This is a genomic window from Streptomyces sp. NPDC058295 (assembly GCF_042880655.1).
GTDB lineage: Bacteria > Actinomycetota > Actinomycetes > Streptomycetales > Streptomycetaceae > Streptomyces > Streptomyces coriariae.
On record NZ_JBHVYO010000002.1, the window covers coordinates 235470 to 255826 of the forward strand.

18 protein-coding genes and 2 pseudogenes are annotated in these 20357 nt (G+C 73.4%); 4 read left to right on the forward strand and 16 right to left on the reverse strand.

Features of this window, described 5'->3' with window-relative positions:
* Positions 1-6: 6 nt before the first annotated feature.
* The 4 genes from ACFVYS_RS03415 to ribA form a co-directional block, all read right to left on the reverse strand.
* Positions 7-1215 (reverse strand): saccharopine dehydrogenase family protein, encoded by a 1209-nt coding sequence (locus tag ACFVYS_RS03415; protein WP_389498394.1) that lies wholly within the window; start codon positions 1213-1215, stop codon positions 7-9.
* A complete protein-coding gene (locus ACFVYS_RS03420) occupies positions 1208-2269 on the reverse strand; it encodes a saccharopine dehydrogenase (protein WP_389498396.1) in 1062 nt (353 codons plus the stop codon). The genes ACFVYS_RS03415 and ACFVYS_RS03420 overlap by 8 nt, the downstream gene beginning before the upstream one ends.
* Positions 2266-3411 (reverse strand): NAD(P)/FAD-dependent oxidoreductase, encoded by a 1146-nt coding sequence (locus ACFVYS_RS03425; protein ID WP_389498398.1) that lies wholly within the window; start codon positions 3409-3411, stop codon positions 2266-2268. The genes ACFVYS_RS03420 and ACFVYS_RS03425 overlap by 4 nt, the downstream gene beginning before the upstream one ends.
* A gap of 110 nt (positions 3412-3521) precedes the next feature.
* Positions 3522-4181 carry a GTP cyclohydrolase II gene (gene ribA / locus ACFVYS_RS03430; RefSeq protein ID WP_267021599.1) on the reverse strand — a complete coding sequence of 220 codons (660 nt, stop codon included), beginning with the start codon at positions 4179-4181 and terminating at the stop codon, positions 3522-3524.
* A 38-nt stretch (positions 4182-4219) separates the two neighbouring features.
* Here ribA and ACFVYS_RS03435 point away from each other — a divergent pair, with 38 nt between their 5' ends.
* Positions 4220-5065 carry a creatininase family protein gene (locus ACFVYS_RS03435; RefSeq protein ID WP_389498400.1) on the forward strand — a complete coding sequence of 282 codons (846 nt, stop codon included), beginning with the start codon at positions 4220-4222 and terminating at the stop codon, positions 5063-5065.
* A gap of 143 nt (positions 5066-5208) precedes the next feature.
* Here ACFVYS_RS03435 and ACFVYS_RS03440 read toward each other — a convergent pair.
* From ACFVYS_RS03440 to ACFVYS_RS03460, 5 genes and pseudogenes are all read right to left on the reverse strand, one after another.
* Positions 5209-6222: pseudogene (locus ACFVYS_RS03440) on the reverse strand (YbhN family protein); the annotation flags it as partial.
* Positions 6222-7286, reverse strand: a complete 1065-nt coding sequence (locus ACFVYS_RS03445; protein WP_389498402.1) for a trans-aconitate methyltransferase — start codon at positions 7284-7286, stop codon at positions 6222-6224. The gene ACFVYS_RS03445 and the pseudogene ACFVYS_RS03440, both read right to left, overlap by 1 nt.
* Complete coding sequence (locus ACFVYS_RS03450) at positions 7283-8479, reverse strand: glycosyltransferase family 4 protein (protein WP_389498403.1); 1197 nt, start codon at positions 8477-8479, stop codon at positions 7283-7285. The genes ACFVYS_RS03445 and ACFVYS_RS03450 overlap by 4 nt, the downstream gene beginning before the upstream one ends.
* On the reverse strand, positions 8476-8874 hold the full coding sequence (locus ACFVYS_RS03455) for a 6-carboxytetrahydropterin synthase (protein WP_020125703.1): 399 nt from the start codon (positions 8872-8874) through the stop codon (positions 8476-8478). The genes ACFVYS_RS03450 and ACFVYS_RS03455 overlap by 4 nt, the downstream gene beginning before the upstream one ends.
* 113 nt (positions 8875-8987) lie before the next feature.
* A complete protein-coding gene (locus ACFVYS_RS03460; RefSeq protein ID WP_389498405.1) occupies positions 8988-9977 on the reverse strand; it encodes a zinc-binding alcohol dehydrogenase in 990 nt (329 codons plus the stop codon).
* A 108-nt stretch (positions 9978-10085) separates the two neighbouring features.
* Here ACFVYS_RS03460 and ACFVYS_RS03465 point away from each other — a divergent pair, with 108 nt between their 5' ends.
* Positions 10086-10841 (forward strand): CDP-alcohol phosphatidyltransferase family protein, encoded by a 756-nt coding sequence (locus ACFVYS_RS03465; protein WP_314220925.1) that lies wholly within the window; start codon positions 10086-10088, stop codon positions 10839-10841.
* A gap of 73 nt (positions 10842-10914) precedes the next feature.
* Here the strand turns inward: ACFVYS_RS03465 and ACFVYS_RS03470 are convergent, their stop codons facing one another.
* The 6 genes and pseudogenes from ACFVYS_RS03470 to ACFVYS_RS03495 form a co-directional block, all read right to left on the reverse strand.
* A complete protein-coding gene (locus ACFVYS_RS03470; RefSeq protein ID WP_389498407.1) occupies positions 10915-11685 on the reverse strand; it encodes a YcnI family protein in 771 nt (256 codons plus the stop codon).
* A gap of 56 nt (positions 11686-11741) precedes the next feature.
* Positions 11742-12374, reverse strand: a complete 633-nt coding sequence (locus ACFVYS_RS03475) for a hypothetical protein (RefSeq protein WP_389498409.1) — start codon at positions 12372-12374, stop codon at positions 11742-11744.
* Between the two features lie 157 nt (positions 12375-12531).
* Positions 12532-13761 (reverse strand): MDR family MFS transporter, encoded by a 1230-nt coding sequence (locus ACFVYS_RS03480; protein WP_389498411.1) that lies wholly within the window; start codon positions 13759-13761, stop codon positions 12532-12534.
* Complete coding sequence (locus tag ACFVYS_RS03485) at positions 13758-15539, reverse strand: ABC transporter permease subunit (RefSeq protein WP_389498413.1); 1782 nt, start codon at positions 15537-15539, stop codon at positions 13758-13760. The genes ACFVYS_RS03480 and ACFVYS_RS03485 overlap by 4 nt, the downstream gene beginning before the upstream one ends.
* Before the next feature lie 4 nt (positions 15540-15543).
* Positions 15544-17073, reverse strand: coding sequence for an ABC transporter substrate-binding protein (locus ACFVYS_RS03490; RefSeq protein ID WP_389498415.1), 1530 nt, complete (start codon positions 17071-17073; stop codon positions 15544-15546).
* Between the two features lie 136 nt (positions 17074-17209).
* Positions 17210-17746: pseudogene (locus ACFVYS_RS03495) on the reverse strand (GNAT family N-acetyltransferase); the annotation flags it as partial.
* Positions 17747-17870: 124 nt separating this feature from the next.
* Here ACFVYS_RS03495 and ACFVYS_RS03500 point away from each other — a divergent pair.
* A complete protein-coding gene (locus ACFVYS_RS03500; protein ID WP_389498417.1) occupies positions 17871-18824 on the forward strand; it encodes an ArsA-related P-loop ATPase in 954 nt (317 codons plus the stop codon).
* Between the two features lie 71 nt (positions 18825-18895).
* A complete protein-coding gene (locus tag ACFVYS_RS03505) occupies positions 18896-19288 on the forward strand; it encodes an SCO5389 family protein (protein WP_389498419.1) in 393 nt (130 codons plus the stop codon).
* Between the two features lie 90 nt (positions 19289-19378).
* Here ACFVYS_RS03505 and ACFVYS_RS03510 read toward each other — a convergent pair whose 3' ends face one another.
* Positions 19379-20221 carry an alpha/beta fold hydrolase gene (locus ACFVYS_RS03510; protein ID WP_389498421.1) on the reverse strand — a complete coding sequence of 281 codons (843 nt, stop codon included), beginning with the start codon at positions 20219-20221 and terminating at the stop codon, positions 19379-19381.
* Positions 20222-20357 lie beyond the last annotated feature (136 nt).

Consider the following 20357-nt stretch of genomic DNA (forward strand, 5'->3'; position numbering starts at 1 on the left):
GGCCCGTCAGCCCGCGACCCGCAGCGTGAACTCGAGTCCCTGGTCACCGAGTTCACGAAGCCATTCCTCGGAGCGCGATGCCGTCTCGGCCGCGCGGCTCAGCCCGGGTGGCAGGGAGCCGTCCAGGATGCGCCGGACGCCCAGGGCGAGCGGTCGGGAGACGCAGCGTGCCATCGCGCTCTCCTCCTCGTCGCCCTCCAGGTCCAGGAGGTAACTCCCGGACCACACCGTGCCGTCGAGGTCTCCCCCGACCTGATCGCCTGCGGCGCCCGCGTCACCCGTGCCGTTCCCGGGCACCCGCACCTCCAGCGACACTGCGAGGACCACGCGGTCGCGGTCGGTGTCCGTGGTCGGGTAGGTGGCCGCCAACTCCTGGGCCAGCGCGGCGATCCCGGCGTCGTCGTCCGTCCTCAGCCGCTCGAAGACCGTGTCCCAGGCCCGCAGCCAGCCGTCCAGGCGCAGGGTGCCGCGTACGAAGGTCTGCGGCTTCCACGCCCGTGGCAGCTCGTACTGTTCGATGAACGGAACGCTGTCGCGGTTGGGGTAGACCTCGAAGGTCTCGCCGTCGACGAGGTGATCCCGGGTGGCCTCCCAGGGCCGGCCGACCACGGTCTCGGTGCCGTTCTCGACGTAACGCGCGGGCGAGCGCAGGGCGTTGAGGACGCCGAAGGGTGCCCAGCTGAAGCGGTACCTGAAGTCGTTGGGAACGGCCGGGATGCCCCCGCAGTACGAGGTGAGGCGGTACGAGGCCGCCGTGTCGTCGCCGATCACCCGCCGGGCGCGCGCCACCAGGCTGTGCGCGAAGAGGTGGTCGATGCCCGGGTCGAGCCCGGCCTCGGTGAGCACGACGAGTCCAGCTCCGGTGGCCGCGGGCACCTGCTCCAGCACCGCGTCGGAGACATAGCTGGAGCACGCGAAGTGGGCCCGCCGGGACACGCACGCCGCCAGCAGCGCCGGGTGCTCGGACGCGGGCAGCATCGACACCACGACGTCCCCGGGCGCCAGTCGCCCGGTGAGCGCGTCGAGGGTGTAGGCGAGCGGCTCGGCGCGTCCGGTCAGACCCAGCCGGTCGAGGGCCTCGGCCGCCCGCTCCACCGTGCGGTGCCACAGCCGTACGCCGTCGGTGTGCTCGCACAGGGCGGCCAGGCCGCTGCCCGTGGAGAGTCCTGCGCCGATCCAGTGGACGGTGCCGGTCGCCGGAACCAGGTCAGCCACGGCCGAACTCCTCTTCTGTCACATCGAGTTCGCGGGAGGCCAGACGGAAGCGGTCCAGACAGCGGCCCCACGGGCCGCCGGCGCCGAAGTCCATCAGCCGGGGTGTCAGGTCCGCCGAGAAGTCGACGCTGGACTCGCGCGGCAGCAGGGACGGCAGGTTGTCGATGGCGATCAGGTCGAGCGGGGGTTCCTTGCGCAACCGGCGGACCGGGTCCGTCCACTCGGTGGTGCGGTCGTACACCGGCAGGACGTTGAGGGGTGAGCCCACGTCGCAGGTGACGTCGGAGAGGGTGCGCAGTCGGCGGGCCGGGTCGTCGAGGTCCTGCTCGCGGACGAACGGCGGTACCGGGGTCGTGGCGAGGACGCAGTTGACCATCACGTCGTGGGCGAGCAGGGCGGTACGGTCCAGTTCGCCGGTCTCCGCCAGGTCCCAGCGGGTGGGTTCGGCTCCGGCCGTGGCGAACGCGGCCTGCGCACCCCGGCCGCTGCGGCCCAGGGCGCCGACGACGAGGGCGGCGAACTCCTCGTCCCCGGCGGCCGGACGCAGGGTCTCGTCCAACTCGGCCTTGCCGGTGGGACGCAGGGGGGCGGTGAGCCGACCCCGGTGCTGGAGGACCGCGAGTGCGGCGCCCAGGTATCCGGCCCAGAAACCGAAGGCGGCGAGCCGGCGGCCTTCGTCGTCGACCAGGTACTCCAGGTCCAGGAGCGCCCCTCCCCCGGCGGCGAACCGACGCAACAGGGCTGCGGCACCCGGCTGTTGCTTGTACGCGTGCCCGAAGAAGATATGACGGTGGCTCAGCTGTTCGGGCTGGTCCGGGAGTTCCTTCAGGCCGAGGACGACCGTCTTGGACGGCGCGGACGTCCAGGAGCCGGCGGGGACGATCCGGGCGCCGACGGCCTCGTACTCCCGCGCCGGGAAGACGCGCTGCGGGGAGTCCTCGACGGTCAGTTCCACACCGGCCTCGACGAGGCGGCGGGCGTCGTCGGGGACGACCGGGGTGCGCCGTTCGGTGGTACGGACCTCGTGCCGCAGCCACAGGTGCAGTTCGGTCATACGCGATTGGCCTCCGGACGCGGGGCGTCGGCCGCGAAACGGTCGGCGCTCAGGGGGGTGACGTCCACGAAGGGTACGCGGCCCAGACACAGGTCGCGGACGACCTCGCCGACGGCCGGCCCCTGGAGGAAACCATGGCCGGAGAAGCCGGTCGCATACAGAAAACGGGATACCGAAGACGCCTCGCCGATCAGCGCGTTGTGGTCCGGGGTGACCTCGTACAGCCCCGCCCAGCCACCCGTGCGGCGCAGGTCGAGAAGGGCGGGGGCGCGGCGCTCCATGGCCGCGGCGAGGCGGGGGATCCACCGGTCGTGGGTGTCGGTGGCGAAGCCCGGCCGTTCGTCGGGGTCCGACATGCCGACCAGCAGACCGGGGCCCTCGCCGTGGAAGTAGAGGCTGCTGGTGAAGTCGATCGTCATGGGGAGGTCCGGCGGCAGGCCGGGGACCGGTTCGGTGACCGCGATCTGGCGGCGCAGCGGCTGTACCGGCAGCTCCACGCCGGCCATCGCGCCGACGGCCCGGGACCAGGCGCCGGCCGCGCAGACCACCGTGTCGGTGGTGACGCGTCCGAGAGTGGTCTGCACGGCGGTGATCGTGGCGCCCTGCCGTTCGATGCCGGTGACCGCGGTGTGCCGCAGGATGCGCGCCCCGTACCGGCGGGCGGCGGCCGCGTACCCGTGGACGACGGCCTCCGGGGTGCAGTGCCCGTCGTCGGGCGAGAACGCGGCCGCGAGTAACCCGTCGGTGCGGATCAGCGGGGAGAGGCGCCGTGCCTCGGCCGGGTCGATCATGCGGCTGGGCACCCCGAGCGCGTTCTGGAGCCGCACGCCCGCCTCGAAGGAGGCGACCTCCTCGGGCGTGGACAGCAGGAAGAGGTAGCCGACGCGGTGCAGCCCGATGTCGTACCCGGTCTCCTCCTCGAACCGCCCGAAGGTCTCCAGGCTGCGCGCCCCGAGCTGGATGTTCAGCTCGTCGGAGAACTGGGCGCGCACCCCGCCGGCGGCTTTCGAGGTCGAACCCGCGGCGAGTTCGTCGCGCTCCACCAGCAGGACGTCACGGACGCCGGCGGCGGCGAGGTGGTAGGCGATGCTCGTGCCCATCACCCCGCCGCCGATGACGACTACCGAGGCATGCGTGTTCACCCGAGCGGCTCCTTGTCACGGCGGCACCGGCCCGTACGCCGGGACCGGGGCTGTCGTACGCCATGGCCGCCGTGATCCCTACCCGTTCGGGTCGGCGGTTCCACGCGCGGTCAGGACCAGTGCGCCACCGCGTCCAGGTGGGGCAGCCGGTGGTCCAGGCGCTCCCGCTTGGTGCGCAGGTAGGTGATGTTGTTCTCGCACGGCTCGATCAGCAGCGGGACCTCCTCGGCGACCCGGATGCCGTTGTCCACCAGCGCCTCGCGCTTGCGCGGGTTGTTCGACATCAGGCGGACGGAGTCGACGCCCAGGTCGCGCAGGATGTCGGCGGCCACCTTGTAGTCGCGGGCGTCGACCGGGAAGCCGAGCGCGACGTTCGCCTCGACGGTGTCCAGGCCCTCCGCCTGCAGCGCCATCGCCCGCAGCTTGCCGAGCAGCCCGATGCCCCGGCCCTCGTGCCCGCGCAGGTAGACGACCACGCCGCGGCCCTCGGCGACGACCGCCCGCAGCGCGGACGCCAGCTGGTCGCCGCACTCGCAGTGCTGGGAGCCGAACGCGTCGCCGGTCAGGCACTCCGAGTGCAGCCGGGTCAGCACGTCCTCGGTGCCGATCTCGCCGTACACCAGAGCCACTTGCTCGTCACCGCGGTCGTGGTCCATGTATCCGACCGCCTGGAAATTCCCGTACACGGTGGGCAGGGGTGCATTCACCACGCGTTCCACACCGGTGCGCTGCGGGGTCTTCGTGCCGAGTACGCCAATTTTTTCTGTCATGATCTGGTTCCTAAGCAGAGACGAAGGGCCGGGAAGAAATGAGTGGTTCGGAAATACGGTCGGCGGCGTACGGACTGGTGCCGACGGACACGTCCGAGGACGTTCGGACCCGGGGCGCCGGCGTCTCGACACAGGTGGCGGTCCTGCCCGTCGGAAGCTTCGAACAGCACGGACCGTACCTGCCGTTGGCCACCGACACACTGGTCGCCTGTGCCATCGCCCGGGAGATCGCCGGAGCGTACCCGGTGCACCTCCTCCCGCCGGTGACCATCGCCTGCTCGCACGAGCACGCGGCCTGGCCGGGAACCGTCAGCATCTCCTCCGTGACCCTTCACGCGGTGGTACGGGACATAGCGGCGTCGCTGCGCCGCTCGGGCGTCGAGGCCTTGGTGCTGGTCAACGGACACGGCGGGAACTACGTCCTGGGCAACGTCGTCCAGGAGTCCTCCGCCGCAGGTGAGCGGATGGCCCTCTTCCCGGCCCCGGAGGACTGGGAGGCGGCGCTGGAGCGGTCCGGGGTGTCGACCTCGCTGCTCACCGACATGCACGCCGGGGAGATCGAGACCTCGATCCTGTTGCACGCCCACCCCGAACTCGTCCGGCCCGGTTATGAGTCGGCCGATTTCGTCGCGGACGACCGCCGTCATCTGCTCACGCTGGGAATGTCCGCCTATACCGATTCGGGCGTCATCGGCCGTCCTTCCCTGGGGTCCGCGGAAAAGGGGAAGGAACTCCTGGCGAGCCTGGCGGATTCCTTCGGCGCGTATTTCTCCTTGCTGACCACGGGGACTCCGACCGCTTCGGGTACGGAAATCCGTACCGCAGCGGCCGGTGCGTCCGACGCCGGTGACGACTCCGGAGCGGGTGCCGCGACGTCGTCGTGACGCCGCTCGTCGAGCCCGGGGCCCGTCTTCGCGGCGGCCCCGGCCCGCAGCCCCGCGTACCAGCGGGCGACCAGCACGACCGCCCCCGGCAGCGCCGCCACGAAGCTGAGCACGCCGTACACGACGGCGACCGCGAGACCGGTGCTCGCACCGAGCCCGGCGGCGCCGAACGCCCAGGCGGTGACGCCCTCGCGCGGGCCCCAGCCGCCGACGTTCAGCGGCAGGCCCATGGCGAGCAGGGCGAGGACGGCGATCGGCAGCAGCTCGAGGACGGAGGCGTCGGAGCCGGCGACCCGCGCGGCCACGACGAACATCCCGAGGTGCCCGGCCAGGACGACCGCCGACGACACGGCGACGCCCGGCCCGTTGCGCCGCGACAGCAGTGACTCGCGCGCCTCGGCCAGTCCCGCCCGCAGCCGGCCGCCGCGCCGCGGTGCCGAGGAGTTCATCCGGACGGCGAGGACGACGGCGAGCGCGCCCACGCCGGCCAGCAGGACCAGCGGGGCGATCTGCCGTGCGTCCTGCATGACCGGGGAGGGCAGGGTCAGCAGGACCGTTACGCCTGCGACGGCCAGCACGAGCTGTCCCGCGGTGCGCTCCAGGACCACGGCCCGCACGCCGCGTCCGACGTCACCGGCGCTCTGCCCGTGCCGTACCGCGCGGTGCACGTCGCCGAGGACGCCGCCGGGCAGGGCCGCGTTGAGGAACAGCGCCCGGTAGTAGTCGGCGACGGCCGGGCCGAGCGGCAGCCGGATGCGCAGCCCGCGGGCCACCAGCGCCCATCGCCAGGCGCTGAACACCGTGGTGACCGCGCCGATCCCGAGCCCCACCAGCAGTGTCGGCACGTCGATCCGGCGCAGTCCGTCCATGAAGACCCCGGTGCCCAGCCGCCACAGCAGCACGCTGAGGATGGCGACTCCGGCGACCGTCCCGAAGTGTGTGCGGACGGCCCGGTTGCCGAGCAGGGCGCGCAGCCGGGAGGGCTTCCTCGCCCGCGGCCCGGTCACGATGACACCGATCCGGGCCTCGGACACGGCGGCGCCGGTGCGGGCCACCGAGGGGCTGCGCAGGGGCCGGCGCGCGACCGTCCTGGCTCCCTCCGCCCACCCGGCCGGCGGCGTGACCGTCACCCGGGGGCTCACCGTCTCCGCGCTCATCAGACCCCGCCCGTCGGCCGGGCCAGTGCCAGCAGGTCGCTGTGGTGGACGGTGACGTGCAGTTCGCCGGCCGCGCAGGCCGCCAGCCGGGCGGCCAGGTAGGCCTCGGCGCGCTCGGCCAGTGCGGGGCGCTCCTCCACGGCCGCGCCGACCCAGCCGCGCAGCCACTGGGCGGTCAGGCCCACGTTCTCGGGGCCGAGCCGCCACGGGCTCGGGTGCACCTTGACGGTCGCGCCGTGGGCGGCGAACGCCTCGCAGGCGACGGTCACCGAGTCGGGGCCGAGGAGACCGCCGCGCCGCTGGTGGTCGTTGAAGGCGGCGGCGATCTCGTCGTCCAGCGGGTCCGGCGCGCTGAGTTCGACGCGTCCGGCGACCGAGAGGGTCAGCAGCGCCGGGCAGCCGGCGCCGGCACAGGCCGCGGCGAGCGTCTCGATCTCCTCCCGGGTGAGGACGTCGAGCAGCGCGGAAGCGGTGACCAGCGAGGCGCCGAGCAGGGCGTCCGGGGTGAGGCGGGCGACGTCGCCACGCCGGGTCTCGACGGTGACCCGGCTGCCGTCGGCGGCCGCCCGGGGCGAGGCGACGGCCGCGAAGTGCAGAAGGTAGGGGTCCCGGTCGTGCAGGATCCAGTGCTGGGCGCCGTCCAGCCGGGGGGCCAGCCAGCGGCCCATCGAGCCGGTGCCGCACCCCAGGTCGTGGATGGCGAGACCGCCGCGTCCGGGCAGGTTGGCGAGCCGGATCCGCAGCGGGTCCAGCAGCTCCATCGACCGGGCGGCGGCGTCGGCGGGCTCGCGCAGTTCCAGCCACTCGGGGGCGTAACGGGGCTCCTCGTCCGGCCCGACGTCGCGCAGCCGCACGGTGGGCCGCTCCCCGGTCCGGCTCACCGGTCCGGCGCCGGCGATCACGCCGAGCACCTCGTCGCCGGTACCGGAACCCTTGCCGGCCGCCGAGCCGCCGTCGGGGATCAGTGACTCCATCAGGTGACCAGCTTCCTTCCGGACCGGCTGTACCGGAATGCCGCCCACGCGTCGCGCCACGTCGGCCGGGGTCGCCGTCGTCTTCCTCATGCAGCCCTCCGGGGTTCGCTGGGAAGCCGGCCCAGGACGCCGGCCAGGCTCTGGGCGGTCGTCGCCCAGCCGTTCAGTGCCGCCCGGCGGCCCCGCGCGGCGGCCTTGAGACGACGTCGTACGTCGGCCTCGCCGAACCAGCCGCGCAGCTCGGCCGCGAGGGCGGCCGGGTCCTCCGGCGGGACGAGGATGCCGGGGACGCCGCCGTCGGGGGCGCGGCCGACCGCCTCGGGCAGCCCGCCGACGTCCGTCGCGAGGACGGGGATGCCGCGGGCGAGCGCCTCGGTGACGGCCATGCCGTACGTCTCCGCGTAGGAGGTGAGGACCATCAGGTCGGCGGAGGCGTAGGCGGCGTCGAGCTCGGCGCCGGCCTTCGGGCCCGCCAGCTCCAGCCGGTCCTGGAGGCCGTACTCGGCGATCAGAGCGCGCAGATGGGCGACGTACTCCGGGTCCTGCCCGAGTCCGCCCACGCACACGCAGCTCCACGGCAGGTCTCTCGCCGCGGCCAGCGCCTCCACCAGCCGGTGCTGGCCCTTGCGCGGGGTCACGGCGGCCACGCACAGCAGCCGCGACACGCCGTCGGTGCCGGAGGCGAGGGGGGCGATGTCGGCGCCGGGGGCGGCGACATGCACGCGCTCGGGGGCGAGTCCGTGGTGGGAGACGAGCCGGCGCACCGCCCACTCGCTGGTCGCGACGACGGCCGGGACGGCCCGCAGCACGGCCCGCTCCTTGGCGTCGAGTTCGGCCGCCACCTCGGGCGCGAGGCCCCGCTCGTCACCGAGCGGCAGGTGGACGAGGACGACGAGCCGCAGCCGCTCCGCCTCGGGGGCGATGATCTCCGGGACCCCGCAGGCCACCAGCCCGTCGAGGAGGACGACCGTGCCGTCGGGAAACTCCCGCAGCGTCCGCGCCAGTTCCGCGCGGGCGGCCGCCTCCGGGCGGGGCCAGGAACCGGACACCTGGTGCTTGTGCACCTGCCAGCCGAAGCCGGGCAGATCCAGGCAGAGGCGCCGGTCGTAGGCGTTGCCGCCGCTCGGGTTCGCCGGGTCGTCGACACCGCCCGGCATCACGAACTGCACGGAGCGCAGGGACATGGGGATGATCCCGCCGATCTTGGGAAGCGCGGCCTGCGCGGGCACGTACGCGAGCGGGGCCTTGGGCACGGCCGCCTTCTCCAGGGTCACATCGGTCACAGCGCACGCTCGTAACTCGCCCAGGCGACGTGCGACTCGTGCAGGCTGACCGCGATGGCGGCGATGCCCCGGGCGCCCTCGCCGAGCGCGCCCTTGTGGATGCGCTCCGCGAGCCGGTCCGCGACGACCTTGGCCAGGAACTCGGTCGAGGTGTTCACCCCGGCGAAGTCGGGCTCGTTGTCGAGGTTGCGATAGTTCAGCTCGCTGACCACGGCGCCGAGCTCCTGCGTGGCCAGCCCGATGTCGACGACGATGTTGTCGTCGTCCAGCTGCTCGCGGCGGAACGTGGCGTCCACGAGGAACGTCGCTCCGTGCAGGCGCTGCGCGGGTCCGAAGACCTCGCCGCGGAAGCTGTGGGCGATCATGATGTGATCGCGGACGGTGACACTGAACAACGGACGACCCTCCAGGTGCGGCGCCTCTGTTCCCCCCGGCCGTTGGCCGCCCGGGGGATGCCGTGTAGTACGGACCTTCACTTCCCCGTGTTCAGCCCGATCTCACTCTTTTCTCAGGTCAGGCGCTCTTGCCCGTACCCGACGCGGTGACACAGGGCCGGAATCTCGCCCGTCGCGAGCTTCGGCATCACCTCCGGCAACTCCTCGAAAGCGCTGTCTCCGGTGACGAGGGCGTCGAGCGCCGGGTCGGCCAGCAGCTCCAGCGCGAGCGCGAGCCGGTCGGCGTACGTGCGGCTGGCGCGGCGGGCCGGGGAGACGGTGCCGACCTGGCTGCTGCGGATGACCAGCCGCCGGGAGTGGAAGACCTCGCCGAGCGGGAGGGAGACCTTCCGGTCGCCGTACCAGCTCAGTTCGAGGACGGTGCCCTCGGCGGACAGCAGTTCCAGGGAACGGGTCAGGCCCTGTTCGGTGGCGCTGGCGTGCACGACGAGGTCGAGACCGTCGCGGGCGTCCTCGGGGGAGGCGAAGTCGACGCCGAGCGCCTCGGCGACCTTCGCCCGCGCCGGGTCGGCGTCCACCAACTGCACGCGGACGCCGGGGAAGCGGGCCAGCAGCGCGGCCACCGAGCAGCCGACCATGCCGCCGCCGACCACCGCGATCCGGTCGCCGACCAGCGGCGCCGCGTCCCACAGGGCGTTGACGGCCGTCTCGACGGTGCCGGCGAGGACGGCCCGCGGCGCGGGCACCGAGTCCGGTACGACCGTGACCGCCGCCGCCGGGACGACGTACCGCGTCTGGTGCGGGTAGAGGCAGAAGACCGTGCGTCCGACGAGCGCCGCCGGTCCCTTCTCCACCACCCCGACGTTGAGGTAGCCGTACTTCACGGGCGCCGGGAAGTCGCCCTCCTGGAACGGCGCCCGCATCGCCGCGTGCTGGCTCCCGGGCACCCCGCCGCGGAAGACGAGGGTCTCCGTGCCACGGCTCACACCGGACCACAGCGAGCGCACCAGCACCTCGTCCTCGGCCGGGTCGGGAACGACCACCTCGCGGATCTCCCCTTCACCCGGAGAGCTGACCCAGAACGCACGAGCGGTGACAGACATCGGCATCCTCCTGAACGATCGGCAACCGGCCCACGTACCGAGGTGTGCACAGTCCGCGCACAGTACGCGGCACTGATCATCTTTGTCATCTGGCCGGAGGAATGTGCGGTGGCCCTGAACAACACTTACGACGCAAGGCTGGTCCAGCAGGAGACCGCTGTGGGAGCGGGCGTTCAGATCCTGTTGCTGGCTCTGCTCGGCTCGGCGATCGGCCTGGGGCCGGCGGGCTGGGTGACCGGTCTTGTCTTCGCCATCGCCACCTGGGGGGTGCTCTCCCGCGCGCTGCACCGCTCCAGCCTGCGCTCGTTCGGCCCGGCCAACCGGGTGACACTCGGCCGGGCGACCCTGGTCGGCGGGGTGACGGCGCTGGTCGCGGACTCCTTCGAGAGCACGCCGCCGGTGACGCTGCTGGTCGGCCTGACGGCCGTGGCCCTGATCCTGGACGGCGTCGACGGCAAGGTCGCCCGCCGTACCGGCACCTCGACGGCGCTGGGCGCGCGCTTCGACATGGAGGTCGACGCGTTCCTGATCCTGGTGCTCAGCGTGTACGTCTCGATGGCGCTCGGACCGTGGGTCCTCCTGATCGGCGGCATGCGCTACGTGTTCGTCGCGGCGGCCCGCGTCGCCCCGTGGCTCAACGCCCCGCTCCCGCCGAGCACCGCCCGCAAGACGGTCGCCGCTCTCCAGGGCGTCCTGCTGCTGCTGGCGGGCGCGAACCTGCTGCCGTACGCAGCCAACTTCGCCGTCGTCCTGCTGGCGCTGGGCTCGCTGGTGTGGTCCTTCGGCCGGGACGTGCTGTGGCTGCGGCGGACCTCGCGGATCGCCGCGCAGGCGCCGGCGCCGAAGGTCCTGGAGCTCGTGTAGCTCCCCTCTCCCAGGGGGCAGGGCCCGGACCGGGTGCACGGTCCGGGCCCTGCCCCCTGGGCTTTCCGCGTGGTTACGAGCGTGCCGACCGCGTCCGTACGACGGCGAAGCCGGCCGCCGCGAGGCCCAGCACGCCGACGACCAGCCCCGCGCCGCCCAGTCCGCGGGCGGTGGAGTCACCGGCGTCGGCCGAGATGACCTGGACCGTGCCGCTCCTGGTGCCCCCCGCGCCGCTCGCGCCGTCCGTACCGTCCGCGCTCTTCGAGGCGGTGTCGGAGGGGGCGTCGCCGTCGTCCGCCGAAGCCGCTGTCAGCTTCAGCACCGGCGCCGGGTCCTCCGGTTCGTCCGCGCCCGCCTCCGCCTCCTCGATCCACCGGACGGTCTTGCCGTCGGAGTAGGTCTGGAGGGTCTTGAAGGCCAGCTGAGCCGCGTCGTCGGGGAGCCGGCCGAAGGCGACGTCGAAGTCCTCGTACTGGCCGGCGCCGATCTTCCCGCCGGTCCAGGTGATCCGGGAGACGGCCTCGGTGATCGTACCGTCGTCGGTCTTGACCGGCGTCCTGAGCTTCGTGGTCGTCACCTTGGCGGTCCAGCCGTCCTGCGGATGGACCAGCACGCCGAGCACGGGATGGTCGGTGGGCACGAAGACCTGGACCTCGGTGGTGCTCGCGGTGTCCTCCTCGTTGGGGACCCGGAAGCTGAGGACGCCGTCCGTGGCCCCCTTGGCGTAGCTCTCGGGGTGCACGGTGACGTGCGCGGAGGCGACACCGGCGGCGGCGAGGACCGCGGCGGCGGCGAGCACGGTGCCGAGACCGGCGCGGCGCAGGGCGGGGTGTGTCGTGAACATGAGTGGGTGATCTCCGTACCGGAAGGATGGGGGTCCGGCTCGGGGCCGGCTCGGGGTCAGATCGCGTACGGGATCTGGACGGGCGGTCCGCGGCGGCTCACCGCATGGCGCAGCAGCAGTTGCCGGAGCGGGGCGGGAGCCGGGGCGGCGGGGTGGACCGGCGGCACGGCCGGCGGGCCGGGGGTCCCTCGCCACCAGGCCGCGAGACCCGGCAGGACGGCGACCGCCCGGCGCAGCAGCGACCACAGGGCGGCCTCTCCGCGCCGCAGCCACCAGGAGGCGGCGAGCGCGGCCAGGACATGGGCCGCCGTCGCGTGCGCGGTCATCGCCGAGGCGGTGTGGGCGTGCAGTTGCATACCGTGCAGTTGCGTACCGTGCGCGTGCATACCGTGTACGGACGTCATCGGCATGGCGGGCACGGTCTGCGCGGCCGTACGGGAGCGGGCCGCGTCGAAGGCGACGTGCAGGCCTGCCTGGGTGGCCAGCATGGCCGCGCCGATCCCGGGCAGGGCGCGTTCCCGGGCGCCGAGCAGCCACCCGGCGGTGAAGACGGCCAGGAATCCGGCGCCGTCGGCCCACAGCGGCGGCGTGTCACCCGTGGCGAGCCCGTGCCCGGCGGCGGCCAGCAGCACGCACACCGCGGCGAACACCGCGGCGCGCAGACTCCGGACGGCCGGGGACGCGCTCATGGTGAGGGATCCTCCCACGTTCGACTGATACGCCGACCGCCGCTCCGGCGTTCACGTCCTCCCGTCTTCCAGCGCGCCCGCGTGCACGCGTTCTCATGCGCTTCCGCGTTCCCGGGCGCCCGAGTTCCCGGGCGCCCGCGTTCGCGTGCTCCCGGGTTCACGTCCGCCGGGGAAGGAGCGCGACGGCCGCGGCCGGTACGGCGGCCAGGAGAAGCCAGGGGACGGCCGGGGGCAGCCCGGCGTCCAGGAGGGTGCCGGTGGCCGCGCTGCCGAGCAGCACGATCAGCCCGGAGACCGAGGACAGAGCCCCGGTGTACAGGCCGAGCCGGCCCTCCTCGGCGAGGTCGGGCACCCAGGCGCGGGTGGCGGGCACGACGAGCATCTGACCGAGCGTGAGCAGCAGGACGAAGCAGGCCGCGGGCAGCAACCCGGCCGTCCCGGTCCGTCCGGCGGGCCGGGCGACGGCCACCACGGCGAAGCCCGCGGCGATCAGCACGAGCCCGGCCGCCATCGAGCGGCGCAGGTCGATCCGCTCCCCCGCCCACCGGGTGACCGGCAACTGGGCCGTCACGACGAGCAGCGACGACAGCGCGAACAGCCAGGCGAGCGGCGCCTGCGAGGCGGCCGCCCGCTCCACCTCGGCGGGCAGGGCGAGGTAGAGCTGGTTGTAGGCGAGGAGATAGGTGCCGTACGCGCAGCACAGGGCGAGGAAGCGGCGGTTGCGGAGCAACGGGCCCACGCCGCCGCGCACTTGGACCCGGGACCGGCCGGGGATGTGCTGTGGCAGCAGCCGGGCGTGACCGGCCAGGACGAGGACGAAGACGCCGGCTCCGGCCAGGCAGACCGCGCGGAAGTCGACGGCGAGGAGCAGTGCGCCGAGCAGCGGTCCGACGAACGCTCCGGCCTGTCCGGCGACCGTGAACAGGGCGAGCACCCGGGTCCGCGGCCCACCGCCCGACTCCTCGTGCACGACGGCCTGCCGTGCCACCTCGGACTCGACGGCGGGTGAGAACAGCGCCGCCGCGAACCCGATCAGCAGCACCGCCCCGACGACCGTCCAGGCCTGTTCGGCGTATCCGAGCCAGCCGAACCCGGCGATGCGCAGCACGCACCCGGCGAGGACGACCGGCCGGACGCCGTACCGGTCGGCGAGGGCCCCGCCGACCACGAACAGCCCCTGCTGGCTGAAGGTCCGCAGCCCCAGCACGAACCCGACCAGCCAGCCCGCCATACCGACCGCGTCGCCCAGATGCCCGGCGAGGAACGGCAGGACGGCGAAGAAGCCGACGTTGAAGGCGAGTTGGGTGAGGATCAGCAGGCGCAGAAGGGGGGAGAGCGCAGGCGTCCCCCGCGCGCCGCGCCGCGGGGAAAGCCGTGTCGCCGTCATCCGGCACCGACCGACTCCGGTCGCTCGGACGGCTGTTCCCCGACGAGCGGATCCGCCGCACGAGGGCGCCGTGGCCTCGGTCGTCGCAGTCCGCCGGCCGCGGTCACCGCCAGGGCGCCGAGGAGGGCGAGGACGGTCGCCGGGGCGAGGACGGCCCAGGGGGCTCGTTCGGCATAGGGCTGGTTCTCCGCGAGGAGCAGCCCCCACTCGGGGGACGGCGGCTGGGCACCGAGGCCGAGGAAGCCGAGCGAGGCCAGGGCGAGGGCGATGCCGGGCAGCCGGAGGAGGGCGTGCCGGGTCACGGGCGGGAGGACGGCGGGCAGGAGTTCGCTCCTCAGCAGATACCCGGGGCCGGCGCCGAGGGCGCGGGTGGCGGTCAGGTGGAGCGTGGCCCTCTCCTGGCGCAGCAGCGCGGAGGTGTGCGCGGCGAGCGGCGCCCAGGCCACGACGGCCACCGCGAGAACGGGCGTGACGGACCCGCTGCCCCAGACGGCGGCGACGAGGAGTGCCGCGAGCACCGGCGGTACGGCGTTCACGGTGTCGACGAGCGGCCCGGACAACCGGGGCAGCAGCCCGAGCAGCACGCCGGCCGTCAGGGCGAGGGCGCTGATGGCGAGGGCGAGGAGCAGGGTGTCGAGGGCACCGTGCGCGACCCGGGCGAGGACATCGCGGCCGAGCGCGTCGGTGCCGAACGGGTGCGCGGCGGAGGGGGGTCGGAGGCGGGCCGCGGTGTCGAGGGCGAGCGGATCGCGGGGCAGGCCGAGGGAGATGACGACGGTCAGCAGAAGACCGTATACAAAAGGCAGGATCCTGCGGACGGGCGGCGATGGCCGGTGGAGTGTATGCAATGCGCCGTCGCGCAGCGCGGGGCCGATGAGCAGCCGGGCGGCGACGGTGGTGACGGCCGCGAGGGCGACGAGGACGAGGGTGCCGGCCTGGAGGACGGGCAGGTCCTGCGCGATCGCGGCCTGGAGGGTGGTCCGGCCGAGCCCGGGGATGTCGAAGATCTGCTCCACCGCGACGGATCCGCCGGTCAGCCCCACGACGAACAGCCCGAGGTTGGGCAGCAGTCCGGGCACACAGCGGCGCAGCGCCTTGCGGGCGATGCTCCGGCCGGGCAGTCCGCGCGCGGCGGCGGCCAGCGCCCAGGGCTCGACGAAAGCGGCCGGCAGTTGGTCATCGAGAAGGCGCCCGAGCACCGCACCGGCGGGCAGGCCCAGGGCGAGCGCGGGCAGCACCGTCCACTGCGGGCCGTACCAGCCGAGAGCGGGCAGCCAACCCCACTGCACGCCGACGACGGTGGCGAGCACGGAAGCGGTCAGGAACTCGGGCAGCGCGGCGAGCACGGCGGAACCGGAGCCGCCGGCGGGCCGGCCCTCCAACTGCCGCCGGGCACCGAGGTACAGGGTGCGGGCGCACACGCCGGCGGCGGTGACCAGGGCCACGGCCAACGCCACCACCATCAGCAGCAGCGACGCGCCGAGGGCGTCGAGGACGCCGGGCAGGACATCGGCGCCGGAGATCCACGACCGTCCGGCGTCCCCCCGAGGCAACCCCGCGAGCCACTGCCCGAGGAGGCCCAACGGGTCCTCGCCCAGACCGAGTTGAGCCCGGATGTCGGCGAGCACCTCAGGCGTGGCGTCGCGGTCGGCGGATCGCGCCTTCAACACGGTCAGCGCCGGGTCGGTGTGCGACAGCCAGGGCAGCAGCCCGATGCAGCACACCAGCACCGCCGCCAGCACGGCACGCCACAGCAGCGCGCCCAGCCTGCTTCTCATGCCGTCAGCGCCGGGTCCCGGCACCTACGAGCGTGCGCTCGTACGGATCGAGGAGCACCCCGCCGACCTCGGCGCCGACGCCGGTGATGACGCGCTGGTGGACCAGCGGGACGACGGCGTCGGTGCCGAGGATCGCGGCCTCGGCGGCCAGGGCGGCGTCCTGCCGCTCACCGGTGTCGGCCACCGTCTGCGCCTCGGCGACCGCCCGGTCGACGCCCTTGTCGCACAGGAGGGCGAGGTTGTAGCCGCCGTCGCAGGTGAAGTCACTGGCCAGGAGGGAGACGGGGTCGCCGGTGTCGAGGAGACTGTTGCGGGCGCCGAGGAAGGCGTCGAACTTCCCCGCGAGCGCGTCGCTCTCCAGCCTCGAGTACTCGCGCACCTCCAGCTTCACCTTGAAGCCGGCCTTCTCCAACTGCTGCTTCAACACCTGTGCGGCTTCCGGAAGTTCGGGCCGGTTGTCGTAGGTGGCGAGGGTGAGCGAGACACCGCCGGGACTACCGGCCTTCACCCGCCCGGCGGGCTGGACGCGCTTGCCCTCGGCCCAGGTGACGGCGGGGCCGTAGATGCCGGCTCCGGCGTCCGCGTGCCCCTCGTAGACGCCCTCGGCGAGGGCCGAGGTGTCGACGGCCGCCCGCGCGGCGGCCCGCAGGGCCGGATCCTCGAAGACACCCGACTTCGCGTTGAGCAGCAGGCTGGTGGTGCGGGTGGTGGCGGTCTCGCGGCGGGTGTCCGCGTCGAGGGTCGCGGCCTGGGCGACGGGTATCGCCTCGGCGATGTCGACCTGTCCGGTGCGCAGGGCGTTGGCGCGGGCGGTGCCGTCGGCGATGAAGCGCACGTCGACGCCGGAGGCCTGGGCCCGTCCGCCCCAGTAGTCGTCGAAGCGGTCGAGGTCGGCGGCGGTGGCGCCGGTGACCTCGGTAAGTTCGAAGGGTCCGGTGGCGGTGCCGACCGGATCGACGGCGCCCTTCTTCCCGTAGGCCTTCGGAGCGAGGACGGCGAGACCGGGGCTGGACAGGCGCAGGGGCAGGACCGGGTCGGGGGCGGCGGTGGTGACACGTACGCCGGTGGTGCCCTCCGCCTTCGCCGTGAGGGTGACGCCGGAGAGCGCGGCCGGGACCGGCTGGGCCTCGGTGGCGCGGGTGAGGGAGGCGGCGACGGCGGCGGGCGTGACCTCCGTACCGTCCTGGAAGGCGGCCTCGCGCAGGGTGAACAGCCAGTTGCGTTCGTCCACGCGGCGCCAGGACGCGGCGAGTGCGGGGGCGGCGGTGCCGTTGGCGTCGAGGGCGGTCAGCCCCTCGGTGACCCCGAGACGGCTGAGGATCGTCGCGTCGGCGCCGTAGGGGGAGAGGTTCTCGGCGGGCGGGAAGGCGAGGGCGACGCGCAGCCGGAAGCCGTCGTCGGCGCCGGAGGCCGCACCGTCGTCGCCACCGGAGGAGGCGAAGCAGCCGGCGAGCAGCGGGGTGAGAAACACCGCGGCGAGAAGCAGGGGAGGACGGGGACTGCGGGAAGGGCGGGGACGGCGGGGGAAGCGCATGGAGTTACCGGCCTGTGGGACGAGGGCGGGAGGAGGAAGAGGCAACGGGGGCGGAGGGGGCGATCGGGGCGGTGGGGCCGCAAGAGGAGGGGGAAGCGCGGAGGAGGACGGCGCGGGGAACACCGAGGGGGCTCGCGAGGGGGACATCGAAGTGCACGACGCCCTGACCGCCGCTCACTCCTTCCCGCTCGTCGTGCACGACGGTCCCAAGGGACCGCCAGAACCCCTCGGCTCCCTCCACGGCCGGGTCCGTGTGCAGATAGACGGCCCCGTAGCCGCCGTCCGCGGCCGCGAAGGCCAGGAGTTCGGCGACCAGCCGCCGGGCGAGGCCGCGTCGGCGGTGCTCCCGGCGGACGTAGACGCGGCGCAGTTGCGCGGTCGTGCCGGAGGGGTAGCGATCGGCGACATGGCGTGGGTTCGGCGGGTGCGCGGGACCTCGGGAGTCCAGGGCCGCGGTGGCGACGACCTCGCCGTCCTCGCCGTTCTCGCAGTCGAGCGCGACCAGCAGGGTGTGGCGGGCCGGGACGAGGTAGGCGGCGACGGGGTCGATGATGTCGCCGTGCCAGCGGGGCACGTAACCGGTACCGAAATCGCGGTAGACGGTGTCGAGCATGACGGCTCGGGCACCGTCGAGGTCCTCGGGGCCCGCAGGCCTGATGCAGTAGTCACGCACTTGCGCATCATATGCATTAAGCGGAGCAAGTTGATCACTTAACCATCCCTCCCGGATTTGACAGAGATCACAGCGCCCCTAAATCTAGCCACATGACATTCATTTTCAACAAGGGGGTGCTGTGATGCGCGTCGCGTTCGTGGGGAAGGGCGGCAGCGGCAAGACGACCCTGTCGGCCCTGTTCGCCCAGCAGTTGGCGCGGTCCGGCGCACCGGTGCTGGCCGTGGACGGCGACATCAACCAGCACCTGTCCGAGGCCCTGGACCCCGCGGCGGACGCGGCACCCTTCGAGGCCCCGCCCCTGGCCGCGCATCTGGGCGACATCAAGGACCTGCTGCGCGGCACCAACGCGCGGATCCCCTCCCGCGAGGCGATGGTCAAGACGACCCCGCCGGGCCGGGGCTCCCGGCTGCTGCGCCTGCTGGGCGACGACGCACTGCACACGCGGCACGTCCAGCGGGTCGGTGGCGTGCCGTTGATGGTGACGGGCGAGTTCGACGAGAGCGACCTGGGGGTGGCCTGCTACCACTCCAAACTGGGCGCGGTGGAGCTCTATCTGAGCCACCTGGTGGACGGACCGGGCGAATACCTGGTGATGGACATGACGGCCGGCGCGGACGCCTTCGCCTCCGGCCTGTTCACCCGGTTCGACATGACGTTCCTGGTGGCCGAACCCACCCGCAAGGGCGTCTCCGTCTACCGCCAGTACCGCGACCACGCCCGCGAGTTCGGCATCCCCCTCGCCGTGGTCGGCAACAAGGTGACCGGCGAGGACGACCTGCTCTTCCTCAAGGAGGAGGTGGGCGACGACCTCCTCACCCACCTCGTCGCCTCCCCCTGGGTCCGCTCGGCCGAACGGGGCGCTCCCCAGGGTGAGTTGGAGGACGTCAACCGCCACGCCCTCACCCTCCTGCGCGAGACGGTCGACGCCCGCGAGAAGAACTGGCCGGCCCTGCACCGCCACGCAGTGGAGTTCCACCTCCGCAACGCCCGCGCCTGGGCGGACGCGGCGACCGGTCAGGACCTGGCCGCCCAGGTGGACCCGGAGTTCGTCCCGGGCCCGGCCTCACTTCACTGACCTGAGAAGACCCCGCGCGCGTCGAGGCGGGCGCGACCCCTCCCCCACCCCTCCACCAGAACAGGACACCCATGTCTCTCGACGTCTCCCCGAAGCTCCTCTCCGAGGCCGAGGCCGGTGACATCCGCGAGGAGGACTTCGTGGACACGGTCCGCGCGTCCCTCCCCTACGCCTACGGCCTCATCGCCGGCCTCGCCACCGAACTGCACTCGGGTGTCCGCGAGTTCACCGACAACCAGACCCCTCCCCCGTCCGAGCAGGAGCGCGGCCAGCTCCTGCGCGCCCTCGCCAGCGACGCCATCCGCGGCAGCCTGGAACGCCACTTCGGCGTGATCCTGGCCTTCCAGAACTGCCACCGGGTGGCGGCCTTCCGCCCGGCGGCACGGGACGGGTCCACGTACGCCCGGTTCACCTCGACGCGGGCGCAGGTACTGAACCAGTCGGCGGAACTGCGGGACTGCTGATACGCCCCCGTTGATGAGCCCCAACTGATGCGCCTCAACTGATTCCCCGGAGGACGGACCGACCCACCGCACAGCGGCCAGGTCGGCCCGTCAGCGGTCCGTGAACTCCTTCACGATCGCCACGAACCGCGCGGCGTCGTCCCGCCAGGGAAAGTGGCTCGCTCCCGGCTGCACGACGAGCTCCGTTTTCGGGAACAGTTCCGCGAACTCCCTCATCACGCGTGGCGGAGCCGCCAGGTCCGTCTCCCCCGCCAGCAACAGGACCGGCGACGGGAAGGCGGCCAGCGCCGCGCGGGTGGCAGCCGGGGAGAAGGCACCCTCGGCCGTGTACACGGCCGCCGCCTCGTGGTTCTTCGCCCGCTCGCCGGCCTCGTCGAAGGCGCGGGCCGCCTCGTCCCAGCGGGCGTGCCAGAAGGGGGCGACGGCGTTCCAGGAGTCGGCCGTGGCACGCCCGGCGGTAACCGCTTCCAGGGCCGCGTACGCAGGGGCGAACCACGGCTCGTCCCGACGCAGGCGGGCCGTGGCGAGACGGTCCTCCGCGGTGATCTCGAGGTCGACGGCGTAGACGCTCGGGGTGATCAGCAGAAGACGGGCGACGCGGTCGGGGTGACGGGCGGCGTAGAGCACCGCGAGGTTGGCTCCCCCGGAATGGGCGAGCAGGTCCATACGATCGAGGCCGAGGTCCACCCGCAGGGCCTCGACGTCGTCGACCAGGCGATCGCACCGGTACGACGCCGTGTCCCGCGGAATCGCCGACGCTCCCGTGCCCCTGGGATCCAGCCCGATCAGTCGGTGGTGAGACGTGAGCCCGCCCAGGTCGCCCAGATAGGCGGCGGACTGCATGGGCCCGCCGGGCAGACAGACCAGGGGCGGCCCGCCTCCCGACTCACGGTAGGCGAGGCTGGTTCCGTCGTGGGCGGTGAAGGTGACCATGCGCCACAGCGTTTCAGGGCAGTGGACGCGGAACAAGCGGATTCGACGGCTCGGAGCAGGGCCCGCCCCTCACACGCATGCACACGTTTCCTGCACCGTTTCATGCAACCTTTCCCACATCCGGAGAGTCCGCGTT

Excerpts from the sequence above, each read along its gene's own strand:
- ACFVYS_RS03500 (WP_389498417.1), top strand. The coding sequence starts at position 17,871 with ATGCGCGTCGCGTTCGTGGGGAAGGGCGGCAGCGGCAAGACGACCCTG.
- ribA (WP_267021599.1), bottom strand. The coding sequence starts at position 4,181 with ATGACAGAAAAAATTGGCGTACTCGGCACGAAGACCCCGCAGCGCACC.
- ACFVYS_RS03445 (WP_389498402.1), bottom strand. The coding sequence starts at position 7,286 with ATGAGGAAGACGACGGCGACCCCGGCCGACGTGGCGCGACGCGTGGGC.
- ACFVYS_RS03490 (WP_389498415.1), bottom strand. The coding sequence starts at position 17,073 with ATGCGCTTCCCCCGCCGTCCCCGCCCTTCCCGCAGTCCCCGTCCTCCC.
- ACFVYS_RS03505 (WP_389498419.1), top strand. The coding sequence starts at position 18,896 with ATGTCTCTCGACGTCTCCCCGAAGCTCCTCTCCGAGGCCGAGGCCGGT.
- ACFVYS_RS03510 (WP_389498421.1), bottom strand. The coding sequence starts at position 20,221 with ATGGTCACCTTCACCGCCCACGACGGAACCAGCCTCGCCTACCGTGAG.
- ACFVYS_RS03470 (WP_389498407.1), bottom strand. The coding sequence starts at position 11,685 with ATGTTCACGACACACCCCGCCCTGCGCCGCGCCGGTCTCGGCACCGTG.
- ACFVYS_RS03435 (WP_389498400.1), top strand. The coding sequence starts at position 4,220 with ATGAGTGGTTCGGAAATACGGTCGGCGGCGTACGGACTGGTGCCGACG.
- ACFVYS_RS03480 (WP_389498411.1), bottom strand. The coding sequence starts at position 13,761 with ATGACGGCGACACGGCTTTCCCCGCGGCGCGGCGCGCGGGGGACGCCT.
- ACFVYS_RS03460 (WP_389498405.1), bottom strand. The coding sequence starts at position 9,977 with ATGTCTGTCACCGCTCGTGCGTTCTGGGTCAGCTCTCCGGGTGAAGGG.
- ACFVYS_RS03420 (WP_389498396.1), bottom strand. The coding sequence starts at position 2,269 with ATGACCGAACTGCACCTGTGGCTGCGGCACGAGGTCCGTACCACCGAA.
- ACFVYS_RS03485 (WP_389498413.1), bottom strand. The coding sequence starts at position 15,539 with ATGAGAAGCAGGCTGGGCGCGCTGCTGTGGCGTGCCGTGCTGGCGGCG.
- ACFVYS_RS03475 (WP_389498409.1), bottom strand. The coding sequence starts at position 12,374 with ATGAGCGCGTCCCCGGCCGTCCGGAGTCTGCGCGCCGCGGTGTTCGCC.